General features: G+C 53.5%; 16 protein-coding genes and 1 pseudogene. 7 read left to right on the top strand and 10 right to left on the bottom strand.

The window, feature by feature from the left end:
* Positions 1–86: 86 nt before the first annotated feature.
* The 6 genes from LKO31_RS14400 to LKO31_RS14375 all read right to left on the bottom strand — a co-directional run bounded on the left by LKO31_RS14400 (position 87) and on the right by LKO31_RS14375 (position 8,015).
* Positions 87–401, bottom strand: a complete 315-nt coding sequence (locus tag LKO31_RS14400) for an antirestriction protein ArdA (RefSeq protein WP_227691230.1) — start codon at positions 399–401, stop codon at positions 87–89.
* Positions 402–593: 192 nt separating this feature from the next.
* Positions 594–2,789 carry an ATP-binding protein gene (locus tag LKO31_RS14395; protein WP_227691229.1) on the bottom strand — a complete coding sequence of 732 codons (2,196 nt, stop codon included), beginning with the start codon at positions 2,787–2,789 and terminating at the stop codon, positions 594–596.
* Positions 2,786–4,111 carry an SIR2 family protein gene (locus LKO31_RS14390; protein WP_227691228.1) on the bottom strand — a complete coding sequence of 442 codons (1,326 nt, stop codon included), beginning with the start codon at positions 4,109–4,111 and terminating at the stop codon, positions 2,786–2,788. Before LKO31_RS14390 ends, LKO31_RS14395 begins: the two co-directional genes overlap by 4 nt.
* Before the next feature lie 38 nt (positions 4,112–4,149).
* On the bottom strand, positions 4,150–6,156 hold the full coding sequence (locus LKO31_RS14385) for an AAA family ATPase (RefSeq protein WP_227691227.1): 2,007 nt from the start codon (positions 6,154–6,156) through the stop codon (positions 4,150–4,152).
* Positions 6,157–6,897: 741 nt separating this feature from the next.
* Positions 6,898–7,221 carry a hypothetical protein gene (locus tag LKO31_RS14380; protein WP_227691270.1) on the bottom strand — a complete coding sequence of 108 codons (324 nt, stop codon included), beginning with the start codon at positions 7,219–7,221 and terminating at the stop codon, positions 6,898–6,900.
* A 521-nt stretch (positions 7,222–7,742) separates the two neighbouring features.
* Positions 7,743–8,015, bottom strand: coding sequence for a response regulator transcription factor (locus LKO31_RS14375; RefSeq protein ID WP_227691226.1), 273 nt, complete (start codon positions 8,013–8,015; stop codon positions 7,743–7,745).
* Positions 8,016–8,489: 474 nt separating this feature from the next.
* Between LKO31_RS14375 and LKO31_RS14370 the strand changes: the two genes are divergently transcribed.
* The 5 genes from LKO31_RS14370 to LKO31_RS14350 all read left to right on the top strand — a co-directional run bounded on the left by LKO31_RS14370 (position 8,490) and on the right by LKO31_RS14350 (position 13,610).
* On the top strand, positions 8,490–9,008 hold the full coding sequence (locus LKO31_RS14370) for a hypothetical protein (protein ID WP_227691225.1): 519 nt from the start codon (positions 8,490–8,492) through the stop codon (positions 9,006–9,008).
* Between the two features lie 164 nt (positions 9,009–9,172).
* Positions 9,173–9,829: a fimbrial biogenesis chaperone gene (locus tag LKO31_RS14365; protein ID WP_227691224.1), complete on the top strand. Its 657-nt coding sequence runs from the start codon at positions 9,173–9,175 to the stop codon at positions 9,827–9,829.
* Between the two features lie 3 nt (positions 9,830–9,832).
* Positions 9,833–12,337 carry a hypothetical protein gene (locus LKO31_RS14360; protein WP_227691223.1) on the top strand — a complete coding sequence of 835 codons (2,505 nt, stop codon included), beginning with the start codon at positions 9,833–9,835 and terminating at the stop codon, positions 12,335–12,337.
* The gene (locus LKO31_RS14355; RefSeq protein ID WP_227691222.1) at positions 12,312–13,223 is read left to right on the top strand and encodes a hypothetical protein; all 912 of its coding nucleotides are present in this window, start codon (positions 12,312–12,314) and stop codon (positions 13,221–13,223) included. The genes LKO31_RS14360 and LKO31_RS14355 overlap by 26 nt, the downstream gene beginning before the upstream one ends.
* 15 nt (positions 13,224–13,238) lie before the next feature.
* Entirely contained in the window at positions 13,239–13,610 is a 372-nt protein-coding gene (locus tag LKO31_RS14350) for a hypothetical protein (RefSeq protein ID WP_227691221.1), read from the top strand.
* A gap of 48 nt (positions 13,611–13,658) precedes the next feature.
* On the opposite strand, the gene LKO31_RS14345 is transcribed toward LKO31_RS14350, so the two are convergent.
* From LKO31_RS14345 to LKO31_RS14330, 4 genes and pseudogenes are all read right to left on the bottom strand, one after another.
* Positions 13,659–15,095, bottom strand: a complete 1,437-nt coding sequence (locus tag LKO31_RS14345) for an alkaline phosphatase D family protein (RefSeq protein WP_227691220.1) — start codon at positions 15,093–15,095, stop codon at positions 13,659–13,661.
* A gap of 26 nt (positions 15,096–15,121) precedes the next feature.
* Positions 15,122–17,377: pseudogene (locus tag LKO31_RS14340) on the bottom strand (TonB-dependent receptor); the annotation flags it as partial.
* A gap of 18 nt (positions 17,378–17,395) precedes the next feature.
* Positions 17,396–17,653: a TonB-dependent receptor plug domain-containing protein gene (locus LKO31_RS14335; RefSeq protein ID WP_227691218.1), complete on the bottom strand. Its 258-nt coding sequence runs from the start codon at positions 17,651–17,653 to the stop codon at positions 17,396–17,398.
* A 793-nt stretch (positions 17,654–18,446) separates the two neighbouring features.
* Positions 18,447–19,319 carry a LysR family transcriptional regulator gene (locus LKO31_RS14330; protein WP_227691217.1) on the bottom strand — a complete coding sequence of 291 codons (873 nt, stop codon included), beginning with the start codon at positions 19,317–19,319 and terminating at the stop codon, positions 18,447–18,449.
* A 132-nt stretch (positions 19,320–19,451) separates the two neighbouring features.
* Here LKO31_RS14330 and LKO31_RS14325 point away from each other — a divergent pair, with 132 nt between their 5' ends.
* Positions 19,452–20,534, top strand: a complete 1,083-nt coding sequence (locus tag LKO31_RS14325) for a Rieske 2Fe-2S domain-containing protein (RefSeq protein ID WP_227691216.1) — start codon at positions 19,452–19,454, stop codon at positions 20,532–20,534.
* A complete protein-coding gene (locus LKO31_RS14320) occupies positions 20,531–21,241 on the top strand; it encodes a glutathione S-transferase family protein (protein WP_227691215.1) in 711 nt (236 codons plus the stop codon). The genes LKO31_RS14325 and LKO31_RS14320 overlap by 4 nt, the downstream gene beginning before the upstream one ends.
* The last annotated feature ends 75 nt before the right edge of the window (positions 21,242–21,316 follow it).

The following is a 21,316-nucleotide window of genomic DNA, read 5'->3' as shown; positions in this document are numbered from 1 at the left end:
CTCTTACACCGCTGATCGCTGAAATCTCGTTATCGTCAGGCATCGACCACCCCCTTCAAAGGGGCGCAATCAAGCCGGCAAAGCAGCTAGTCGCAAGGCGGCCTACAGGCCCCGCTTACCGCGCCTAGTGCGCCATGCTCTGCGATGAAAGCGCCCAAGCGCGCCAAGGTGTCGATGCCGGCATATTCGCTGATCGTTACGCCCTCGAAGCCCTCATAATCATGGATGGCATATTCCTCCGCGTGCTCGATGGGGGACCGTCCGAGCATGGCCGCAATCTCCTCCCTGATTTCGTCCGCGTTCTGATCCGCGTCGATCCAAGCCCCATACAGATAGCCGTTGTTGTAGGCGGCAAGGCAAGCAACATAGATGCGGGGATTGCTGCCGGATAAGTTGGTCATGTCTCTGATCCTCGGGTCTGAAGGTCAGCGAAGCGGAACGCCGCGCCTGACCTTCTGGCCGTCGCCGAGACCGGGTGTGCAAACGGAAGGAGGCTTCGCGGGGAACCGGCTGCACGGAGCGCGCCACGCGCGAAGGAAGCTGGGCGGAAGCCTTTTGAAGTGCGCGGAGGGCAGAGCCCTAAGTCTCAATCCTCAGAAAGGAATGTCGTCATCCAGATCGGGAGAACTGGAATTGTCCATGGGAACCGTACCCTCGCTAGATGCCGTTGACGGTTCCATGCTTTGAGCGTCACCTGCGATAGGGGCTGTCCAGTGCCGGGCGATCCGATGCCAATCAACTTCGCGCTTGTTGGCACCTGTCCAAACATCCCAAAAATCAGGGTCAGCGGATTGAGGCTGATGCTCCTTTGCCAACTCGTCGATCTCGACCAGTACGGGAATAGGCGTCGCCCATCCCAGCAGGATCGCCTGTTTTGATGGCAAGCTGGGCAGATCGCGCAGTAACCCTCCCACATTGTCTGGTACAAGACGCGCGACAAGGTTTTGGTCGGAATCGTTGACGATACGATGGAGAATGAAGGTGTTGCACTGAGCTAAAACGGTCGGCGAAAGCTCTGATGGTCGCTGCGACGACAGCACCAGACCTAAGCCGAATTTGCGCCCCTCGCGGGCAATGCGCTCGAAAATTTCTCGGCATAGCTGGTTGGGACTGGACGCCGGGCCTTCGTCGTCCTTACCGCGTCGAATGAAGGTGTGCGCTTCTTCCAGCACGAGGACTGTGGGCAGTGATAGTCCCTCTGCATGGAGCCGCCGATAGCGTTGCAGAGATTCAAAAATCACCCGCGCCAGCACGGCCACAACGACGTGAACGACTTCGGAGGGGACCAAGGAAAGGTCGACGACAGCTAGCGGGCCATTGCGTGCGCCGTCATCGCCGATGTAACTTTTTAGCCATTCCTCGAAGCTTGTTGGCGGTGCTTTTCCAATGACGCTTCCAAGCCGTTGATCCGCGAGCATGCTGCGAATACGAAGGCCAAGCGTGCTAATGAACGCCGCGAAATTTCCGCCTTGCTCGGCAGCCAGATGATCCAGATGTTCGGCAAGCAGTGTGACATCGAAGGGAACTGGAGCGTCTTCATTGATTGCGGCGGCCGCGCCGACAATATCCGGTAGGGCATCTGTGACAACAGTGATGGCGTCACGGGCCGATTCAAGATCGCCGACTAAGAAGTCGTTAAAATAGGTCGGTCCCGACCGCCGGGAGTCAACAATCTCAGTGATTGTTACAGAAAGCGTTTGCAGCAGCGTCGTCGCTGGGTCATCGACTGATGCTGCAAAATGAGCGGAATCCTCGCCGATGCCGCCCAGCAAGCGCGCGCAATCAAACCGGGGGCCGACCGCTCCGGCGAAGGCAGTGCTTCCCATATTGAGCATGGCGGTTATGCGGCCACTTGAAACAAGCAGATGCCGCTTAATGGTGGCTTCTCGCGGTACATCTTCATGATGGCCACTCTTCAGTTCTCGTATCCCGCGCAACAGAAGCGGACGTTGCGCACCCGGCTGGGCATGGGCAACGGCAGTCCATTCATGGCCGCTCCAAAGCCATGCCGGAACATCCAGCTCTCTTTCAGTTCCAACGACTGGTGGGACTCGGAACAGACGGAGTTGATCTCCGCGATCCGCAAAGGCTTTGGCATATTCGCCATTGGGATCTAGAACGATGAAGCGCGCGTTCGGATGACCTTTTCGGCCTGCGTCACTCATCGCTTTTGCTCCCGCGTCGAGCGACCAGCGGATCAGCCCAGCAACCGTACAGGACTTGCCACTGCCCGTGTTGCCGAGCACGGCGAGATGTCTGCCGAATAGCTTGTCGGGATCGACCTTGATCTCGGCGCTCGATGCAAGGGCGGAAGTCCCGATACGGACACGCCGATCCGACTCCTTCGCACCAACGATAGCCTCGACCTGTTCAGGCGTCGGCATAAGCACCTGATCGCCCACTGACGGAAACGCGGCGACGCCGCGCGACAGTTCATACACTGTCTGCTTCGATGCTCGGTCCCGCCGAGACGTGAGTGTGCCGACAGGCGAGACGCACATCTTTCGCAGTGGAAACGGGAGGTCGATCAGACCGAAATCTTTCAAGCCCGACCGTTTGGGATAGGGCGACCGTTCTATCCCGATCCATGATATGTAGGCGACCGTCGCGCCGGCCTCGTTAGGAATAAGGACATAGCCATTGAGCCGAGGAAATGCGGCGGGTGTTCCTGTGTTCAGCGCCGTTGCCTGCGGTGCATCCAATTCGAGCAGGATGCGGATTTCATCAGGCGAAACAGACTCAACCGCTCCGATAACCAAGCCAGCAATGGACTCTATAGGCGTGGTCATGCTGTTGTTCCGCCGCCTAACAATTCGTCGAACTCATCGGTGGCCGTAGCAGCAGCGTCTGGTGCGGGCGGATGCTCAGGCGGGCGGTGCTTCAAGAGTTCGGTCATGCGCCCGGTGATGTAATCAAGCGTTGGTTTCGGGAGGTAATTCTCAATCAACGTTGTAAGATCGCCGAAATGGGGGCCGATCAACAGCGATACCTGCGCCTCGCGAGTCCGTGAAAGAAAGCCTTTCAAGCGGTCATCCGCCGAGTAGGCGAACACCACGAGATGGGTTGACGGGATCGTCAGCATGTCGAGCAACACGCGGTTGATGTGATCGTCCCCAAAGCCATAGCCGTAAGTGACGACAACCGCGTTGGGCCTGCACGTTGCGGCGGCAAAATCACGAAATAGCTCGGCGTACGGATACTGTGTCGTTTCGACATCCTTCGCCGGGTTCGGATAGATCATCACCGTATCGACCGGATTTTTGGGCAGATCGGTGTGATTGGTGGGGGCACCAAAGGGTATTCCCTTCCGCAAAATCTTCCGATCTGTCGTGCTGAATAGCCAGTCGAGAGAACCATGAAGTTTTGTCAGGCGGATGACGCCTTCCATGAAGCGCGGTTCCCCGCGAATGCCCGGCGGGTTGTAATGCACATCAACCTCGACGCGGGCTGACCGGAAAACAGGCGTGAGCGCTCCAACAAAACGGTCGATAATACGAAGCCCGGCGAGGTCGCAACCGTGCTCAATCAACCTGTCGTAGTTCGTTGTGAAGACATGAAGCCTCTCGCGCGAAGCCGCGCGACTGGCGAAGCTGAGTAGGAACGACTGAACTGCCCCTTCTGCAATGACTCGCTTTGCCGGATCTCCGCTGATCAGGCCGGCTTCAGTTTTGAGAAGTGATTCAAGGAAATCACGGAGTTGTACATCCATCGCGGATTTAAGGGTGGCGGCTTTAGCCGTATCGATGACCTTCAACCCTTCATAAACCGAAAGGCCTGCCCGGAACTGATCCTCGATATTGGCCGCTCCACGCCCCATGCGTGCCGCCTCATTCGCAGCGAAGTCGTCGATCTGCTTGTCGAACTCGCTCCCGAATACAACCTTCCCCATGCCTGTAGCATTGGCTCCGGCCATATATCCCACGGCGGTCGTAAAGCCGCTACCTATCAAAAGATTCAAGTGTTCGGCTTGAAAAACAGCGGATAGCCAAGGCTCGATCCGCTTTCGCGCTGACGCGATGAACTTATCTAGCGTATCGTCATCCGCAGGTAGAGCGCTCCATGACTCGGAATGGCTCCCTACGCGATAAGCATGCTTATCATCAAGATTCATATTTCCCCCGAATACACCCTACACACCCTGAGGCTCGATCACCTTGAAAGGTGTTTTTCAAGGGCAGCATTAGTTGCCTTGAATAGGCGCTCGAACCGGCCTTCACTTGCGGCGGGCAAAACCAATGACGGGTCGCTGGCCATTTTTTGTAGGAAAAGCCGCGTTGGCCGTGTTTTGTGAAACGCAATAGTAAGTGCATCAAATGCCGCCTCGAAGCGGCGCGCTATGCGGGGAATGCGGGAATTCAATTCCAACGTTTTGCCCCTCAGTTCCTTGGCGTAGGCTTCGCGCACAAGTGCTTCGTAAACAGCCGGGTCCAATATATCTTCAATGTCGGCTTCGGTGGGTGGCGCTTCGAATGCTTCGCTTACGAAAACGACGTTATCCGACCGGATAAGCTTGCCTTTCACCAAATCATCGCGCGTTGCCTTGGCGTCTTTTTCGTCATCGAATAGGACAAGCACTTTCAGTTGTTCAGACGTTAACAGCGCTACCATGTAGTGGACTTTTTGCGCGCCGCCGGCTGGCGTTATGGTCAACCGGTCATCGAGGCCAACTTTGCCTTGCTCATTCAGATATGCCGAAACTGCAGAAAGAATCCAAAAGTCGGTGACGCCTTCAACCACCAGGTTGTTTGCCCCGATGAACAGGCTTTGGGCAACATCGTATCCAAGCGCGGCTTGCAACGGAAACAGGGTGCGGGCGTCACCGTTCGGGTCGTTGGAAACAGTCGTGCCTTCTTCTTCGGCAATATTGACCGTTCGCACCCAATCCAATTGGTGCGTTGGAACCATGAACGGTGAATGTGTAGTATAGACGATTTGGTTGGTGAAATCTTCTTCAAGGTGTCGAAGCAAATCACCTTGCGACCGCGCGTGGAGATAGAGACCCGGTTCGTCCAATAGTAAAATCGCGCCATCGGCTTCACCGTCTTCTGTATCCGCCGCGAATACGACATAGAACGCGAAAAACCATTGGAAGCCACGGCTTCTTTCATCAAGGTTCACTTCAACGTCATACGTGCTGTTAGGATCGGAAATCAGCGTGTCGAAATGGTGCGCGTCGAGGTTAAAGCGTACCTTCAGTTCGCGGTCCTTCCACCGCTTGCGAATAGCGGTCGTGACGACGGCACCAGCGCGGTTAGCCAATTGTCCACGTGTTTCTTGGTCATCGCTTTGCGACAGTTCGTTGAGCTTTTCAGGGCTAAGCCCGGCAACCTTACAAAGCTTTTCAAAATTTACGTCGGCGGCTGTCTGCTGCCCTTCATTTTTACGCTTGAGGAAGCGAGCAATATCTTGATGACCTTGTATTTCGGGATAGTCTTCAAGATACATGAACTTTGGCAAGCGTTCGATAATCCAACCGCGCGCCTTCGAGTGTGCTTCTTCGCTTCCCGGGATGGCTTCGGCCATCTCTTCCAACGACACAATTTTTTGGTCTTGGGCGTCTGTAAGTTCTATGTCCGCTGCTGCAAGCGCCTGCCGAAGAGCGGCAAGCGCCGAGGTCGCCGTTGCAGCCCATTTCGCGGCAGTCACTCCGGCACCGATGGCAACCACGAATGCGTCTGAAGCCCGCTCCAACTCGGCCTTTGCTTCGCCCGTCAACTTCGAGGCTTTTGCCTTGACCGCCGCGTCAATCTTGCGCGCTTCGGCTTTAATCGCAGCGAGGTCGAAAGGGGTTTCCGGGGCGTCGATGCCAACATACCGCTTGTCGCCATATCGACGGCCAACAGTGACCTCAGACACACCATCGGCGGCCGGCCAAATCTCAGCTAGGCGTCGCTGTTCGTACTCGCTCAATTGCCATGTGGAGTCTACAACCGGGGTGTGGTCGTTACATTCTGAAAGCTTCCGATGTCTCGGAAAATCCTTAATGGGATTGAGAGCCTTGAAGCCGTCTGCTGGGTTTAGACTATGAAGCGCCCGCAAGACGTTCGACTTGCCGCTCTCGTTTCGACCTAGTAACGCCGTGATACGCGAAACATCAACTTCACCGCTATCGTTGATGGATCGAAAATTCCTTACGCGAAAAGACTTGAGCTGCATTCGACACCCCCCCTTGAAGCACGAGGATAGGCGGTTCATGAGCCTCTCTCAATACAGTATGTGTCATCAAGACCAGCAACGAAGCTGCTGGAGCATGACCGCATCCCTCGGACTGGCGGTGGCATTGCGTCCGTGCACTAGAGGGCGTTGGGGCGTTCCTCAATTATCAGCTAAAAGCCACAAGTGATCCTCAAGTACAGTGACCAAAAGTGAAACGGGGTGAGCAAGGGGCGTGCGGAACACAATCAACCAAAGCCTCACGGGTCATTTGGGAGGGCTATAGCGTAGGTGTAGTTCTCCGTTTCGTCGGCTTCGGCCCGCCATTATTGCTTTTCATCTCTTCCAAAATATTCCAAAAATCTTTAATTTCTGCACCTTTGGCATTCAACCTCTCTCCTGAATTGGCCAGATCATACCAACCTCATCCATGAATTTTTATGGTATATTCTATGGTATCGGAGGGGTTGCCTTGCTGAACGATAGGAAAATCAGGGCAGCCAAGCCCCCTCAGGGGGTCGAATTTTATGATATTTTGAGAAATGGTGCTCCTATATCGGAACACGAATGAGAAGTGATTTCTCGAGACGGGCCTGAGGCGCTTCGCTTCCTGTTCGGCTTTCGTGGCGACGCTATTGAGTGCGTTGCCATTGAGTGCGTGGCCGCTGATTGGTCGTTGGTCCGGATAGTCCCAAGCGGTTTATGGCAGCACCGCGCGCCAGATGATGCAGCGTTTTGGCGACGTCAGGGCGTACCCATTCGGTGCCACGCATTGCGATATTCATCGCGCTCATAATCCTTGGGTTCCAGCCAATAACGTTGCTCACCGCCCTTATCACGGCACGCAATTTCACGGACATCGTTTAGGGACAGGACATAGCAGGTAGGCGAATCGGAATTAGCGTCGACAGTTATCACCCACCACTCGGAACGCAGTCCATCCAGCGTCAGGCCTAGACCAATAGCATTTCGTTTGCTCAGCGCCTTGGATTGAACACCGAAAAATACGGTCTCGTCATCATTGATCACGATCAGGTCTGAGCCGCGCGCATTACGGATGGTCGGCATCACATGCCAGCCTCTACGGGAGAGTTGCCACGCCGCATAATTCAGTCCAGAATTCCCAGTGATCTGACTTCGCAGCTTCGCGGGTTTCGATGCCAATTCTTGCTCCAATCTATCATGGTACAACGCGGCCTAAGCAGAGCGTTGGTGACCCTATATGTAGCACAAGTTGGGCCGTCGTGCAGCTGTGATGGGTGTCCAGTTTTCCGCTGTTTCCTTGGCGTAGTGGTACAATGCTACCTATTGGAGGCGCTATACCCCCGTCGCGCTGCGCCACCAACCAAACAGCTAAGATCTTCTTTCAAAATGAGATCGAGCCGGCGCTGGGCCGCACGGCCAAAGGTCAATCCAAAGGTCAATGATGGGACGGGCCAAAAGATTATACGCTAACCGAATAAAAGGGATGCGCGGCATATAAGCCGTTCATTAACGCAAGAATACGTACAACAAACCATAAATAACCAGCTGGGCATTTTTGGCACGTATCACCCGCTACTCAAGTGCGAATATCGGTCGATTTCGCCTCAAACGATATTCGGCGCGGTGCGATCGTCATTTGGCGATTGGCCCACGCTATGACAGGGATTTGGGATCAAACCATGTTCCAATGAAACAGCAACCAAATGGGCCCGATTTCTAGCGCCTGTTTTGAGTTTTAGATGATTAATATGCGCCTCGACCGTCCGAGCCGCAATTCTCAGTTGGCGCGCGATTTCTTTCGCAGAAGCCCCTGTCGCAATAAGCAATAAGATTTCTAACTCTCGCACCGTTAATGTGTGTCGGAATAAGTCCGCCATATGAATCCCCTTTTCACGGAGCAAGAAACTCTCGTTTTACAGCGAACCCATGTGCGAATTCTTTAATATATCACACTTTTTTCGAATCGATACCTATCGATCCATATAGAATAGTTAATCACATTTTCAGCAATTTCAATTTTTATCTAATCAATTCCTAAAAATTTATGAGATCGTAAAAATACCTACATCCAATTGCATAAACAAGAAAAATAATTGATCGAACCTTATATCGATGAATAATGCAAAAACCAGAATCGATAAACAAAGGAAAAACCTAGAACAGGTAAAATTTCATGTTTCAGGCCCCTCTAAAAAGCCGCCGACACTGAATATAAAATCACCTTTAAATCATTACTGGCAACCACAAATACACCAATCACTAAAAGTGTATTTAAACTTTATTCGAAAAACAACTCAAGACGGAGAGGATGATTATTTATGCGCCCTTTATACATATTCTCAACAGCTGCCATGGCCATTGGAGCGATCGCCGCTGTCCCTGCCTCCGCTGAAACCCTGACCGTGCAAGGCGTTGTGGCCCCATATTGCAACGTCAATCTCACCAATGTTTCCAGCGGAACCGCTTCCATCGCATTTACTGATACGCAGAAAGTAGCCAATCTGCGGCTGTCCTGTAATGCCGCCAGCGGCACCAAATTGGTCACCAACCCGCAAAATGGTGACCTGCTCAGTTCCGCTGGAAATCGCATTAACTATGCGATGAAAATCGTCTCCCCACAAAGTGCCGCCTTCACGATTAATGAAACGGACACGGCCCCTGGGGATGCCGAAGCTATTGGCCTATTCACACGACAACAAGCCGGATATTCGCAAGCTTTGGCCAATGGTATCCCGTTGGAATTGTGGATGAACGTGAATGTTCAAAATGAACCACAACCCGATTTTTCAACACCCAATCAATTCCCAGCCAACGCCGCTCCCGCTGGCACATATACCGAGGTGTTCACCTTCACTGCGTCCTCCATCTGACGCCAATATTCCCATAAGGGACCGCTCAACGCGCATGGCCCGAGCGGCCCCTTATGCTTTCTATGGGGAGAGGTATGATGCGCAAAATTCCCTGTTTAATGGCGAGTGCGATATTGTGCCTCACACCCTTTTCTGCGTGGGGACAAGGATATCAGATCCAACCAATGCTAACGACCATCGCGCCATCTGGTCCGCAATCGCGCATGACCTTGATGATCAAAAATACCGGTGAAGTCCCCATTACCCTTGAGCTCTCCCCTTTTGCGGCCAGCGTAGACCAACAAGGCAACCCCACCCGCACACCAGATGATAAGGATTTTCTGGTTTATCCTGCCCAAACCATCATCCCTTCGGGTAAAGAACAGTCGGTGCAGGTCCGCTATATTGGCGATGCCACATTGTCCGAAGCGCGCATGTATGGTGTATTGGTTGCCCAACTCCCCGTCGACTTTTTACAGGGCGAAACGGGCAGTGCTGATGGATCGTCAGCGGATGTCAAAGTCAGTTTCAACTTTCTGGCGCATATCATCGTTTCCCCGCCCGCCGCAAAAGCCGTGGTCGGTATCGAGGCTGGCACCAAAAATGCTGACGGAAGCCTGCCACTAAAGCTACGCAATGATGGCGCGGGCATTGCCGTGCTGAACAGCGCGCGCTGGACATTGCAAGACCCCCAAGGAAAAAGCGTCGAACTTTCGACAGAAGAAGTGCAAATCGGCGACTTTTCAGCCCTGCTGCCCCATCAAGATCGTGTAGCGACGGTTAAGGCGGAATATCTGACCGGATTGAACGGACCTATTACGCCGAAAATTGACATCCCGTGACTTATGGGGTGGCGCAGCCCCTCGTTGCTGGCGATTTTAATCGCCCCGCCAGCCTTCCCTATCGGGGCCGCCTATGCCGCGCCCACCGCCGCCCCGCTTCCTGAAATGGCTACCAATCCAACAGCTGCGTCAAGCGCAGAAACGATGGCCCAACACGCCATAGCGGCCCTTGCCGCACCTAGCGCGGCAAATCTTGTGCCTTTGGATGTCCCGTTGACGTTAAACGACAAATTCCTCGGCACCATATCCATCGCCGTTGATGCAAAAGGCGACGGGGAAATTGACGCCCGACGCCTTGTGGACTTGCTGTCCCCCATCGTTTCACCGAAAATTCTGACCAGCGTCAAAACCCATATTGCAGGTAAAGACCGAGTCAAATTTTCGGACCTTATAAGCGATAATTTCAACATTTTTTTCGACCCATTTCAACTGCAAGTGGCCGTCACCCTGCCCGCAGATGCCACCGCGCCCACCGATGTGCGTATCGTCGAACGTGATGCCGCGCCAAACCCAAGTGAATATGACCAACCGTACAACTTCTCAGCAGGCGTGAACCTGTCTGTTACCCAACGCTATGTGCATCAACATAATATCGGTTTTGAACCACTCAGCATCGATATGGACGCCCTGCTCAACATCGGCGGCTTCGATGGCGTCACCGTCTCGGGTGGCATGCGCTATGTTGGAACGAATGACGACAAGAAATGGGAACGGCAGGAAATTCGCGCCACGCGCGATTTCTTCAAAAGCGCCATCAGAGCAACCGCTGGCGAGTTTACACCTTCTAGTGTCGCCTTTCAGGGTTCCAGTCGCATATTGGGGTTGGGCCTAGAAAGGGCTTATTCCACCATTCGCCCCTTCCAAAATGTACGCCCCATTGGACGCAGAGATTTTATTATTGATCAAGAATCCAGCGTCGACGTTTATGTCAACGATATCCGAATACGCACCATTCGCCTTGCACCAGGGCGATATAATATTGGCGATTTTCCCTTTGCATCAGGCCCCAACAATGTGCGTCTGGTGGTCGAGAATGTCGGCGGCCGCCAAGAAATATTAGATTTCAGCATTTTCAGCGGTGCCGAGCTATTGTCACCGGGCATAACCGATTTTGGTGTCTCTGTCGGACTGCGCGAAGGCGACAATCGCCTACGCTACCACTCCCCTGCTGCGACCGCCTATGCCTATCATGGCTTGTCCGACACCATAACCTTGGGGTTGAATGGCCAAGCAACGGATCGCGGGCTGCAAATTGGCGGGTCCGTCATGTGGGGCTCGCCCCTCGGTTTCCTTCAGGTCGAAGCATCAGGCAGCCGAAGCTTTGATGGCTATGGGTCAGGTCTCGCCATTTCTGCGGACTATCGCGGTGAGTTTTCCTTGCTCACCCCGCGCGACCTTCGCCTCAACATCACATCATTATATCGCAGCCGGAACTTCCAAGATGCCTTTTCCAGCGACGTTCGCAACATCCAAGCACTGCAAAGCGCGGCATTGCTACAATGGCGTGCGCCCTATGGCATCAGCCTAGGCTTGGGATATAGCTATACCGATATGCGGGAAAACCGGCGTGATATTCATCGCATCGACGCCAATTTGGGGCGGACCTTTGGTCGCTTCAGCATCAATTCGACGGCATCCCGCATTTCCAACGAATTTGGTGTCGACTGGCGTGTGTCACTGGGTGTTTCTATCCGATTGGGCAAAGGCTGGTACAGCGACTATCGCTTTGACAGCGGCACCAATCGCCATGAGGTAGAGATCAGCCGAACATCCGAAGGAAAGCTAGGCGAAGTCAGTGGCAATCTGCGCCTAACCACGGAACGGGACAGCCGAGCGGTGGCGGGACGCGTCGCCTATATAAACAATCGCTTTGATTTGGTGGTCAACCATAACCGCATCGAAGCTAGGACTGATACAGGGCGGGACTCCGTCGTCTCCGACTGGAATATCCGCAGCTTTATTGGCTATGCTGATGGGTCCTTTGGCATCGGCCGTACCATCAATGACGGCTTCATTCTAGCGCCCGCTCATCGCAGCTTGAAAGACAGCCAAATCATGCTGAAATCCGGCGACCGCATTGTCGCCAAATCGGGCTTTTTTGGTCCGGCGCTTGTGCCAATCAATCGGGCCTATGGCATTAACCGTTACGAAGTGCTGGTCGACCCATTACCCGTTGGTTATGATATTGGGTCTGGCGTCATCAACAGCTTCCCCGGCTATGGTTCCGGCTATCATATGATGATCGGCAGCGACGCATCGCATATCGCGTCAGGCTATTTAATCGGGCCGACAGGCCCCTTGTCGCTGATCACGGGTACGGTCGTCGCGGTGGACAATGATGCGCAGCCCGACCGGCCATTTTTTACCAATCGCAGCGGCCGCTTCGTGGCAGATCGTCTGTCGCCCGGACGATATCAACTCAAAGTGCATGACAGCATTATCGGAGAATTTTTCATCGCAAAGGATACAGAAGGATTGGTCGATGTTGGGACGATTACCACCCATTAAAATCTTCTGCGCGCTGATCGTCGCGGCGATAGCCGTGCATGCGCCGCGCGCCTTTGCCTGTGATGCTGTCATTTCGGAAACACCATCAACCTTGCGCTTTGAATATGACCCTTTTGAACCGGCGAAAAACATCGCCACATCAACATTTTCTATTGAAAATATGTCGGATGACCCATGCCCAATTGATATCGCGATTGTCAGCACCGGCACCGTGCCACTCGATGAAACAGAGGTCGCGACCAGCGGTGTTCATATTCGCTTTCAAGCCGGTTCTGGGGACTTGTCATTAGCCACATCGGCACCCCCCGGCATATGGACGGCGTCCCTTGAACCCCGAAAGCGATATCGTATCGCCATAGACGCACGCATTATTCGGGACGCCATGGCGGCCGCCGGTGTGCACCGTGAGACCCTCTCGCTCGAACTGCGAAGCCGTGGATCGCTTGCTCCGCTTCACGCCCCATCCAAGCTGACCGCCGAATTGGTGTCCAAACCCCGAGCCCAGATGAATATTGCCGGCACATCGGGCAGCTTTGGCCAAGGCCCCTCGATCAGCATTGTCGATTTTGGGGAGCTGCGCAGTCATGATGAGCGACGGCTTTTCTTGCAAGTTCGCGCCAATACGGCCGCGCGTTTGACCATCGAATCCCAAAACAAAGGCCGATTGGTCGCGGAGAAAATTCCGTCTGATCAGGGCGGAATTCCCTATCAAGCCTTTCTCAGCGATAAAGAGGTCGATCTTCTGCAAATATCCCAGATCGTGCTGAGCATCCCCCCGTCACTGGCAGGAACCTCCCTGCCCTTTGATCTGAAAATCGGCGAGGTCGGGGCGCATCCAGCAGGGACCTATTCCGACCATTTATCCATCAACATCAGTCCACTTTGACGAAAGGCACCGATCGTGGGCAATATCATCGAAATCATCGAGAAAATAGAGAACACCAGCAAAGATGATCTGGATCTGCGCTGCGAAATCGCAACAAAATTGGGCTGGACATGTGAATTGGTCGGGCGTTCCTTTGGCTGGCATCCGCCCCATGTGAGCGATCATGTCCTAGCGCTGCCGCCACGATGGCTAACCTCTCTCGATGCCGCTATGTCGCTGGTCCCGAGCGGATGGTATGTTGAGAAACTGACAGAATGTGACGATCATGGTCAGTGCAGCGTAAAACTGAAGCACGCCTTTGATCACCATAACGAAAGCAATGGATGCGGCTTTGATGTCGCTCACGCATTATGCGCCGCAGCCCTTCGCGCCCAAGGCTTAAGCTAATTCGTCACTCGCACTCCCCCTCTATGACAAATCTGCATGAGCCGTGCATCACACGCTATAATAAGCGTTCCCATTTTCCCGATTTTTTTGCCGCTTGCGGGACAATGGGTCCATTGCGTCGCGCCAGCTTTCCACCCCATTGCGGAGCTGTGATGCGCGGATAATGAAATCATCCCACGCCAATTCCCCGCGATAATTGACGATATTGAACCGCAATGTCGGATCGGATGCCGTCAGGTCAAAATCAATAATGCCGAAATTCGGCCCGCTGAAATGAACCTGACGGATGCGTACCTCTGGTGTTCTTTCCAGCCACGATGTCCCACCTGCCTGCGCCAATGGTGACGCCACCAGATCATAAAAATCATAACCTTGTCGTTCTGACCATGGAATGCTGTTCAGTTCGCCCACATGCGTATCGCCGGACATCAGCACAACGCCTTCAATCCCCTCATCGCGAATGAAGTCAAACAGGGCATTCCGTTCTGATGTAAAGGCAGACCATGCATCACCGCCGGGGCCACGCGCTTGGCTCCATCCGCCACCTGCGATCAACATCTTGAACGGCGCGCGACTGGCCTTTAATTCATCCTTCAACCATGCCAACTGCTTGCGACCCAGCATGGTTTTTCCTGCCACATCTGGATCGCTGTTGGGGTCGCGATAATAGCGGCCATCAAGAAAGAAAAAATCGACGCCGCCATAATTATGACGAAAAAACACCCCTGGTGTGCCATTCAATCCAGCGGACGGATTGGCCCAATAATCGTTGAAGGCAGCGAGGGTCTGCGATTTAATCGGATTATGCCTGTCGCCATCATTGGCGCTGAAATCATGATCATCCCATGTGGCCAACTGAGGGATGCGGCGCAGCAGCGGTTGCAGCAAGGTGACATCACGTTGTCGGCGATATTCCTCGCGAAATACCGTGGGATGCATGCTGTCCGCATAGATATTATCGCCCAACCAAGCGAACATATCGGGACGATGATCGTCGATCACACGCCAAATATCTTGCACCGGATCCAGCGCATATTTGGCGCAAGAACCAAAGGCCAAGCGGAAAGCATGCGGAGTACCAGCGGCTGGCTGCGTGATAAAGCTTTGTGTCGCCGGATCAATATCGACCAGATAGCGGTCCGGCGCGCCGTCAAGCGTGATGCGATAATAATAGCGGGTGGCCGGAGCCAGCCCAGTTAGCAACAACACCGCTGTAAAGTCACGCTCAGCAGCCGTCACCACGACGTCGGAACGCTTGGACCGTTCGAATCTTGGATTGTCGGCATATTCACAACAGGCTTGGAACGGCGCGCCGCAGCGTATCCAGAGCCTCGCCTGATCCGATGTCACCGCGCCGAGCATTGGCCCCTGTAATAGGCGCTTTTTTTCAACAATAGCCGCCCGAACGGAAAGCGGCATGGCTGCCGCCCCGGTCAGTAACCCCAACGCATGACGGCGCGTTGTCGGCAATATTTTGTCTAACATCAGATATGTCCCAATTCCGTCAGGCGTCAGAAGCTGGCGCTGAAACCGATGAAATATTTGGGTCCCGTGCGATCATAATCGGTGATCTGATTAATCTTGCCGCTATAGCTATAAGACCGCTCATCCAAGATATTCAGAGCTTCGGCGCGGATGCTGAGCCATGGCGTCAGCTGCAAATTCGCCGAAATATCCAACTGGCCAAAATCGTCCACGAACACAGGCGTTCCGCCCGCACCCAAGGCGGTCAACACATAGCCCTGACGATAATTATAGCTGGTGCGAATGCCAAAGGGGCCTTTTTCATAATAAAGCGTGGCGTTGAAGCTGTTGCGCGACAAGCCTTCAAGCGGCAGCTTTTCGGCGCTCATCGACGGCGAAAATTCGGTCTGACTTTTCGAATGGGTATAGGTCAGCGCTGTGCCCAAACCATTAAAGGGCGCGGGCAAAAAGGTGAAGGGTTGTTGATAGGTCAGCTCGAACCCATAAACACGGCCCCCTTCCCCGTTCACGATGCGCGAAAAGAGATAATCTTCACCGCGAAACGGCTCGACTGTCTCGCTGGTCGCGGTGAAGGATTTGATATTCTTGTAGAAAAATGCCGCAGAGAGCAGGGCTTCGCGTCCGAGATAAAATTCGACGCTCAGGTCCGCCTGATCGGCCACAAAGGGGTTGAGATAGACATTGCCTTCCTCAACACGTTGCTGGCCGCTAAAAATTTCGCGGCGCGGAGAAATGTCGCTCAGCGCGGGACGGGTCATCACACGGGCCAAACCTAGGCGAACGCGCAGCTTGTCCATCGGATCAAAACGCAGGTTCAGGCTGGGCAAAGCATTGGTATAATTGCGTTTGATTGTAACTGGCGAAATGACGTCATCATCGTCAACAAAGCCCGACGAACTTTGTTCGGTGCGCACCACGCGCACACCCACGTCACCAACCGCATCGCTGCCAAACAGGTCGAATTGGAAATTGGCGCGGGCATAACCAGCATAGCTACGCTCGGATACCCCAAAACTGTCGAGCGGGTTGAGCGTGGCAGGCGCCACAGCGGGGTAAAAGCGTTTGTGCACTTCGTCCATATCGGGCAGCGCCACCCAGCCACGGAAATTGTCGCCGCCCTGACCTGCGAAGAAATCGTCAACCGGAAACGGCACCATCATATCGGTCAGCAGCGTGCCCTTGCCAACGGTGGACGTGTCACGTGTTGCCTCGCGATGCTTGGTGCGGTCGCGCAATTTGACGCCGAATTTCACGGACGAGAATAATCCGCTGTCGAAACGGCGTTCGGCATCGGCCTGAACCGCAAATTCTTCATCCAAATTCACATAGGAATCAAAGGCCAACTGATTAAATGTCATGCCCGCGCCAGTGCGCGGATCATGGCCACCAATAATGTCAGGAAAGCGATAATCACCGGTAATATCATAGCCTATGGTGCCGCGTGATTCAAAGCGAACCACGGCACCATCCGGCATTTCGGCTTTGGCACGGCCATAATTTGCGGCACCGGACAGGGTCCATGCGCCGCTATCCACATGTCCCTTCAGATTGACCATCAACAAATTATTGTCGACCGTTTCGGTGCGCACCGTCGTGCGGTTGCGAACATTGTTGAACATCGCCTTGACGGCGGTGCCATCCTCTTCGGTCATCGATGTCATGACCCCGCCATCGGCAAAGGCATAGCTATGGTTGGTGCGAAAACGATCGACGGTGAAATTGCTATAGGTCGCATCAAGGCTGATTTCAGCACTGTCGGATGGACGAAATTGCACCTTTCCAGTAGCCCCGATCCGGCGGCGATCTTCCAAATATAGCTGGGTGCGCAGGGTGCGCGGCGCATAGACATTCACATAATCGGGATTTTTATTGCCGTCCAAATCCGGCGAAAACAAGCTCCAGCCATTGCCCGATGAATTATCCTGACGCAGCGAGCGATCCGAATAGGACACGCCTAACATTACGCCCAAACGATCATCGGCAAATTTGTGGCTGACCATCGCCGATCCGCGCATATCCACCTTGTCAGCCAGTTCCCCATAGGACGCCTGACCATTCATCCGGATGGTGCTGGCGGGCATATCCAGCGGATTGGGCGTGCTGAGGTTGATGGTGCCCGCGACACCGCCTTCATCCCGATCCGCCGCGCTGCTTTTGATCACCTGAACCGATGAAAAAAGATCGGCCGAAAACATATCAAAGCTAAATTCGCGGCCCGTCTGACCCGTCACGGCGGTCGCACCATTCACCTGAACCAGCACCAGCGAAGGGGGCAAGCCGCGAACCGATGCGGTCGTGCGTTAGCCTTGGTCGCGGGAAATCGCTACGCCGGGAATACGTTGCAGCGCTTCAGCAACATTTTCCGCCGGAAAACGCGCAATATCGTCGGCGGCGACAACATCGATCACGCCGTCTGCTGCCCGCTTTTGCCTAAGGCTGGTTGCCAGACCCGCGCGCACACCCGTCACAATAATGTCGTTCGACTCGCTAGAAATGCCGACCACTGTATCGGTCACTTCGGCTGACACAGGTGAACTGACAATGATCAATGCGGTCATTGCGGTGCTAGTTAAAAGAAAGCGGTTCATAATTCCCTTTGCGTGCCTCAGCACATTTCCCCACGAGACCATAGGAAGGCAACAAGCCAGGGCGGCTAGACGGAAAAAATGACAAATCGGAGACAATAAGACTATGTTACTCAATGCCATGGGTTCGATTAGCTGGTCATATATCTGTCAGGGTGCGGGTCCACACGCAGCTAAATAAAAGGGCCGATCCTCCAGCCCGTCGAGACAGCTTCCAACATAAGGGGCACAGCAAGGGCCGAAGGACCTGGGCGCGAAACCCAAACACCCTAGGGTCTTAGGCGCTGGTCGGGAGGAATGCTCACCAGCCTTTCTCTTTCTTCTCGGATGCACTATAGTTCAAGCAAGCTTTCGCATCGCCGAAACCGGTTCTCGATAACACAATCTAGGGATATGCTGTTTCCCATAGAGAAATGAGAGTAGCGTAGGCTGCACGATTGGCTGACTGGCGACCCGTTTCTACGGCCAGAACGGCAAAGCATGGATTGCAGGCCAGATTTTGAACCGCCGCCACCTAATGACAGTTTCGACCCGTAGCAATCCACGATCCCTTATTGGAATGACTTAGACTAGCCAAGACAGCCTCACGGCTTTCCTCGGCCACCGAGAGGTCACATCCAGCCACACCGGCATGATCGGCCCACACTCATAATAAGGTCCACCAACGGCGCAGGAGCTTCATCCACAGCGCGTTGCAAATTCGCGTAAATAGCAAATTATAAGTAAGAAAATGATGGCGTCGGAAAGATCGGATAAGAATTCTCACTCAATTTCCCATCCGTAGTGAAAGCTCTTTCACCATATCTTTCATAAACTGCCGCGTCGCATGATCCATCGGAACATCGTCTCGAACGACTAGAAAGAGACCAATCCCTAACGCTTCATCAAGCGGTGTCACGCGGATCAGGTCGGGCTCCGCATCTGCAAAAAAGGTCCAAAGAAAAGCTGCTCCTACGCCCTGCTCAACCGAACTTCGCAATGCCGCCCAACTGTCGACATAGGCCGATACCGAGACTGTGGGACAAAAAATTTCATCCCAAAGCTTCATCGCTTTCACCTGAGACGAATGCGCGCAACGCACCCAGTCATAGCTCTGCGGAGCTAGAGCATATCCTTTGTGATCCAAATAGGTTTCCGACGCATAGCCTGCCTGCCTAAGCGTCGCTATCCGAGCTCCACGTAAATGCTTTGGAATAGCGTCCACTAGGCACAAGGCGACTTCACATTTTCGCGCGATCACATCCCTGTCGGGTTCGTGGGATGTCGTAATGCGCAACCGAATATGCGGATGGCGCCGCGAAAATCCTGCCAAGTCTTTCAGCAATTCGGAACCAAGCTCAGCCGCTACGGCCACACGAAGTTCCACCTGCTCGGAACCCTTCTCCGACGCCAACAATGTCTCAAGTTCCGTTACCAAAGCTTCAATTTTATCCGCGATTGCCAAAGTATGACGCCCAGCAAATGTCGGCTGATAACCGACGTCTCCTTGCTCGAACAATGATGTGCCAGCTTGATGCTCTAATCGCTCCAGACGACGCCCAACGGTTGTGCGGTCGACACGCAAACGTTTGGCTGCGGCGGTATAATTGCCTGCACGTACCGCCGTAAGAAAAAATCGCAAATTATCCCAGTCAATCATGCATGCATATTTGCACATATTTAAATGGCAGTCGCGTGCAAATATGCACGCCAAGAGGTGCGGCCTGCGATCTTGCCCCGCCAGTCCTCCGGTCACAATAACCCAGAGAAATCAGACAAGATAGAGGACAAAATGGCATCTTCAGCGGACTATAAACTCGGCGAATTTGATTATCCACGCGGCTGGTTCATGATCGGAGACGCCACGCAATTGGGGCCCAAGCCCCAAACGTTGCACTTCTTTGGCAAAGACCTCGTTTTTTATCGTGGTAAAAGCGGCACGCCTTATCTGGTCGACGCATATTGTCCGCATATGGGTGCGCATTTGGGGAAAAATGACACATCCTATATTGTTCGGGATGACGAGCAGGTTGAGGGAGAATCTATTCGTTGTCCATTCCATGGATGGCGCTTCGGGCCAGACGGCCAGTGCAACGCTATTCCATACTCACCCGATTTTACACCGAAAGCGGCACGCCTCAAAACCTATCCGGTTATCGAGCGCGCTGGTATTATCTGGATGTGGCACGATCCCCAAGGTCAGGAACCGGATCAAGATTTGCCAGCCTTCGCGACATGGGACAAAGAAGATGAAGGATGGGTGCGTTGGATTATCGACGATTTCGGAACACTGTCACTGCATCCGATTGAAATTGTTGATAATATGGCTGACTTTGGTCACATGGGTCCTATTCATGGCAGCGTGGATAATCAATATTTTGACAATATCTTTGATGGCCACACACTTATCCAACGCTTTGATGCTGGTCATCGTACACTGACGACCGAAACCAACGAAACTCTCTCTCTTGATACGTGGTACGAAGGTCCAGCGATCCTGCAAGCCAACATGCTTGGCACTTATCCTTCACACATGCTGATCGCGCATACACCTGTAGATGATGGTGTAGTGCAGGTTTGGCACGCTCTCATGGTCAAAATACCGCCCTCCACGGCCACAGAAGATCCTATTCTTGTGGCCCGCCAATATCAGCAGGCCAGTTGCGATGCGTTTGCGCAAGACGTAGAGATTTGGGCGAATAAACAGGCCTGCTTCAATCCAATGCAGATTCCTGCCGACGGCCCCTATGGCAAGGTGCGGATCTGGTATAGCCAATTCTACAACCCACGCTCCAAAGCCGACGCAATACAAAAGCGCGTAAATGGCCAAGTCGTCACATTTGGTGAGAAAAGATTGTGGGAAGCTTCGCTATGAAAAAAATGCACCAGATTAAGCTGTACGGAATGGCTAGCCCGAATGTCCGCAAAATAACAATCATGCTCGCGGAGCTAGCGCAGCCCTATGATTTCCACCATGTCAATGTTTTCCGAGGTGAGCAATTCACCTCGGAGTTCAGTCAGCTCAACCCAAATAATAAAGTACCCATACTAGAATATGACGCCGAGGGGAGCCGGTCGAAAGTCGTTATATTCGAGTCCGCTGCTATTCTCATCCACCTAGCTGAACAATTTGGTCAGTTTCTGCCAACAGCAGAGCCACAGCGATCAAATGTCCTACAATGGTTGATGATACAAGCCTGCAACATGGGACCGATGATGGGCCAACTCAACCATTTCTCATTCGCAGCAAGGCAGGATAACGACTATGCTTTCGCCCGCTATCAACGGGAAGCCAATCGCCTCTATCAACTGCTTGATGCACAATTAGCCCATGCTCCTTATCTAGCCGGAGAAGAAATCTCTATCGCGGACATCGCGACTTATCCTTGGAGTCTCTATCTGGAACGTCATGGATTTGAACGAGATCAATTCCAACATCTGTGCGAATGGCAACAACGAATGTCGCACCGTCCAGCGGTCGTGAAGGGCATGCAGGCTGTTGAGCAAACTGAAGCAATCGACGCCACCGCCTTTGCATCAGCGTCACCACATGATCGGGATAGATTTTTTGGGCTGACCTAAGGCTCGAAAATACGACTACGGGCGGATATGTAGTGGCAAAAATGCACTAAAAAATATCGCGTTGGACAGCAGGTC

Origin of the sequence: Sphingopyxis yananensis, assembly GCF_020687785.1 — a bacterium.
GTDB lineage: Bacteria > Pseudomonadota > Alphaproteobacteria > Sphingomonadales > Sphingomonadaceae > Sphingopyxis > Sphingopyxis yananensis.
The sequence above is the reverse complement of the archived record's forward strand: the minus strand, read 5'-3'. Positions and strand labels throughout refer to the sequence as shown.

Coding starts and splice junctions, on each gene's coding strand:
- LKO31_RS14320 (WP_227691215.1), top strand. CDS start 20,531: ATGAAAAAAATGCACCAGATTAAGCTGTACGGAATGGCTAGCCCGAAT.
- LKO31_RS14335 (WP_227691218.1), bottom strand. CDS start 17,653: ATGACCGCATTGATCATTGTCAGTTCACCTGTGTCAGCCGAAGTGACC.
- LKO31_RS14380 (WP_227691270.1), bottom strand. CDS start 7,221: ATGCCGACCATCCGTAATGCGCGCGGCTCAGACCTGATCGTGATCAAT.
- LKO31_RS14395 (WP_227691229.1), bottom strand. CDS start 2,789: ATGACCACGCCTATAGAGTCCATTGCTGGCTTGGTTATCGGAGCGGTT.
- LKO31_RS14360 (WP_227691223.1), top strand. CDS start 9,833: ATGGGGTGGCGCAGCCCCTCGTTGCTGGCGATTTTAATCGCCCCGCCA.
- LKO31_RS14375 (WP_227691226.1), bottom strand. CDS start 8,015: ATGGCGGACTTATTCCGACACACATTAACGGTGCGAGAGTTAGAAATC.
- LKO31_RS14355 (WP_227691222.1), top strand. CDS start 12,312: ATGTTGGGACGATTACCACCCATTAAAATCTTCTGCGCGCTGATCGTC.
- LKO31_RS14325 (WP_227691216.1), top strand. CDS start 19,452: ATGGCATCTTCAGCGGACTATAAACTCGGCGAATTTGATTATCCACGC.
- LKO31_RS14330 (WP_227691217.1), bottom strand. CDS start 19,319: ATGATTGACTGGGATAATTTGCGATTTTTTCTTACGGCGGTACGTGCA.
- LKO31_RS14370 (WP_227691225.1), top strand. CDS start 8,490: ATGGCCATTGGAGCGATCGCCGCTGTCCCTGCCTCCGCTGAAACCCTG.
- LKO31_RS14400 (WP_227691230.1), bottom strand. CDS start 401: ATGACCAACTTATCCGGCAGCAATCCCCGCATCTATGTTGCTTGCCTT.
- LKO31_RS14390 (WP_227691228.1), bottom strand. CDS start 4,111: ATGAATCTTGATGATAAGCATGCTTATCGCGTAGGGAGCCATTCCGAG.
- LKO31_RS14365 (WP_227691224.1), top strand. CDS start 9,173: ATGCTAACGACCATCGCGCCATCTGGTCCGCAATCGCGCATGACCTTG.
- LKO31_RS14385 (WP_227691227.1), bottom strand. CDS start 6,156: ATGCAGCTCAAGTCTTTTCGCGTAAGGAATTTTCGATCCATCAACGAT.
- LKO31_RS14345 (WP_227691220.1), bottom strand. CDS start 15,095: ATGTTAGACAAAATATTGCCGACAACGCGCCGTCATGCGTTGGGGTTA.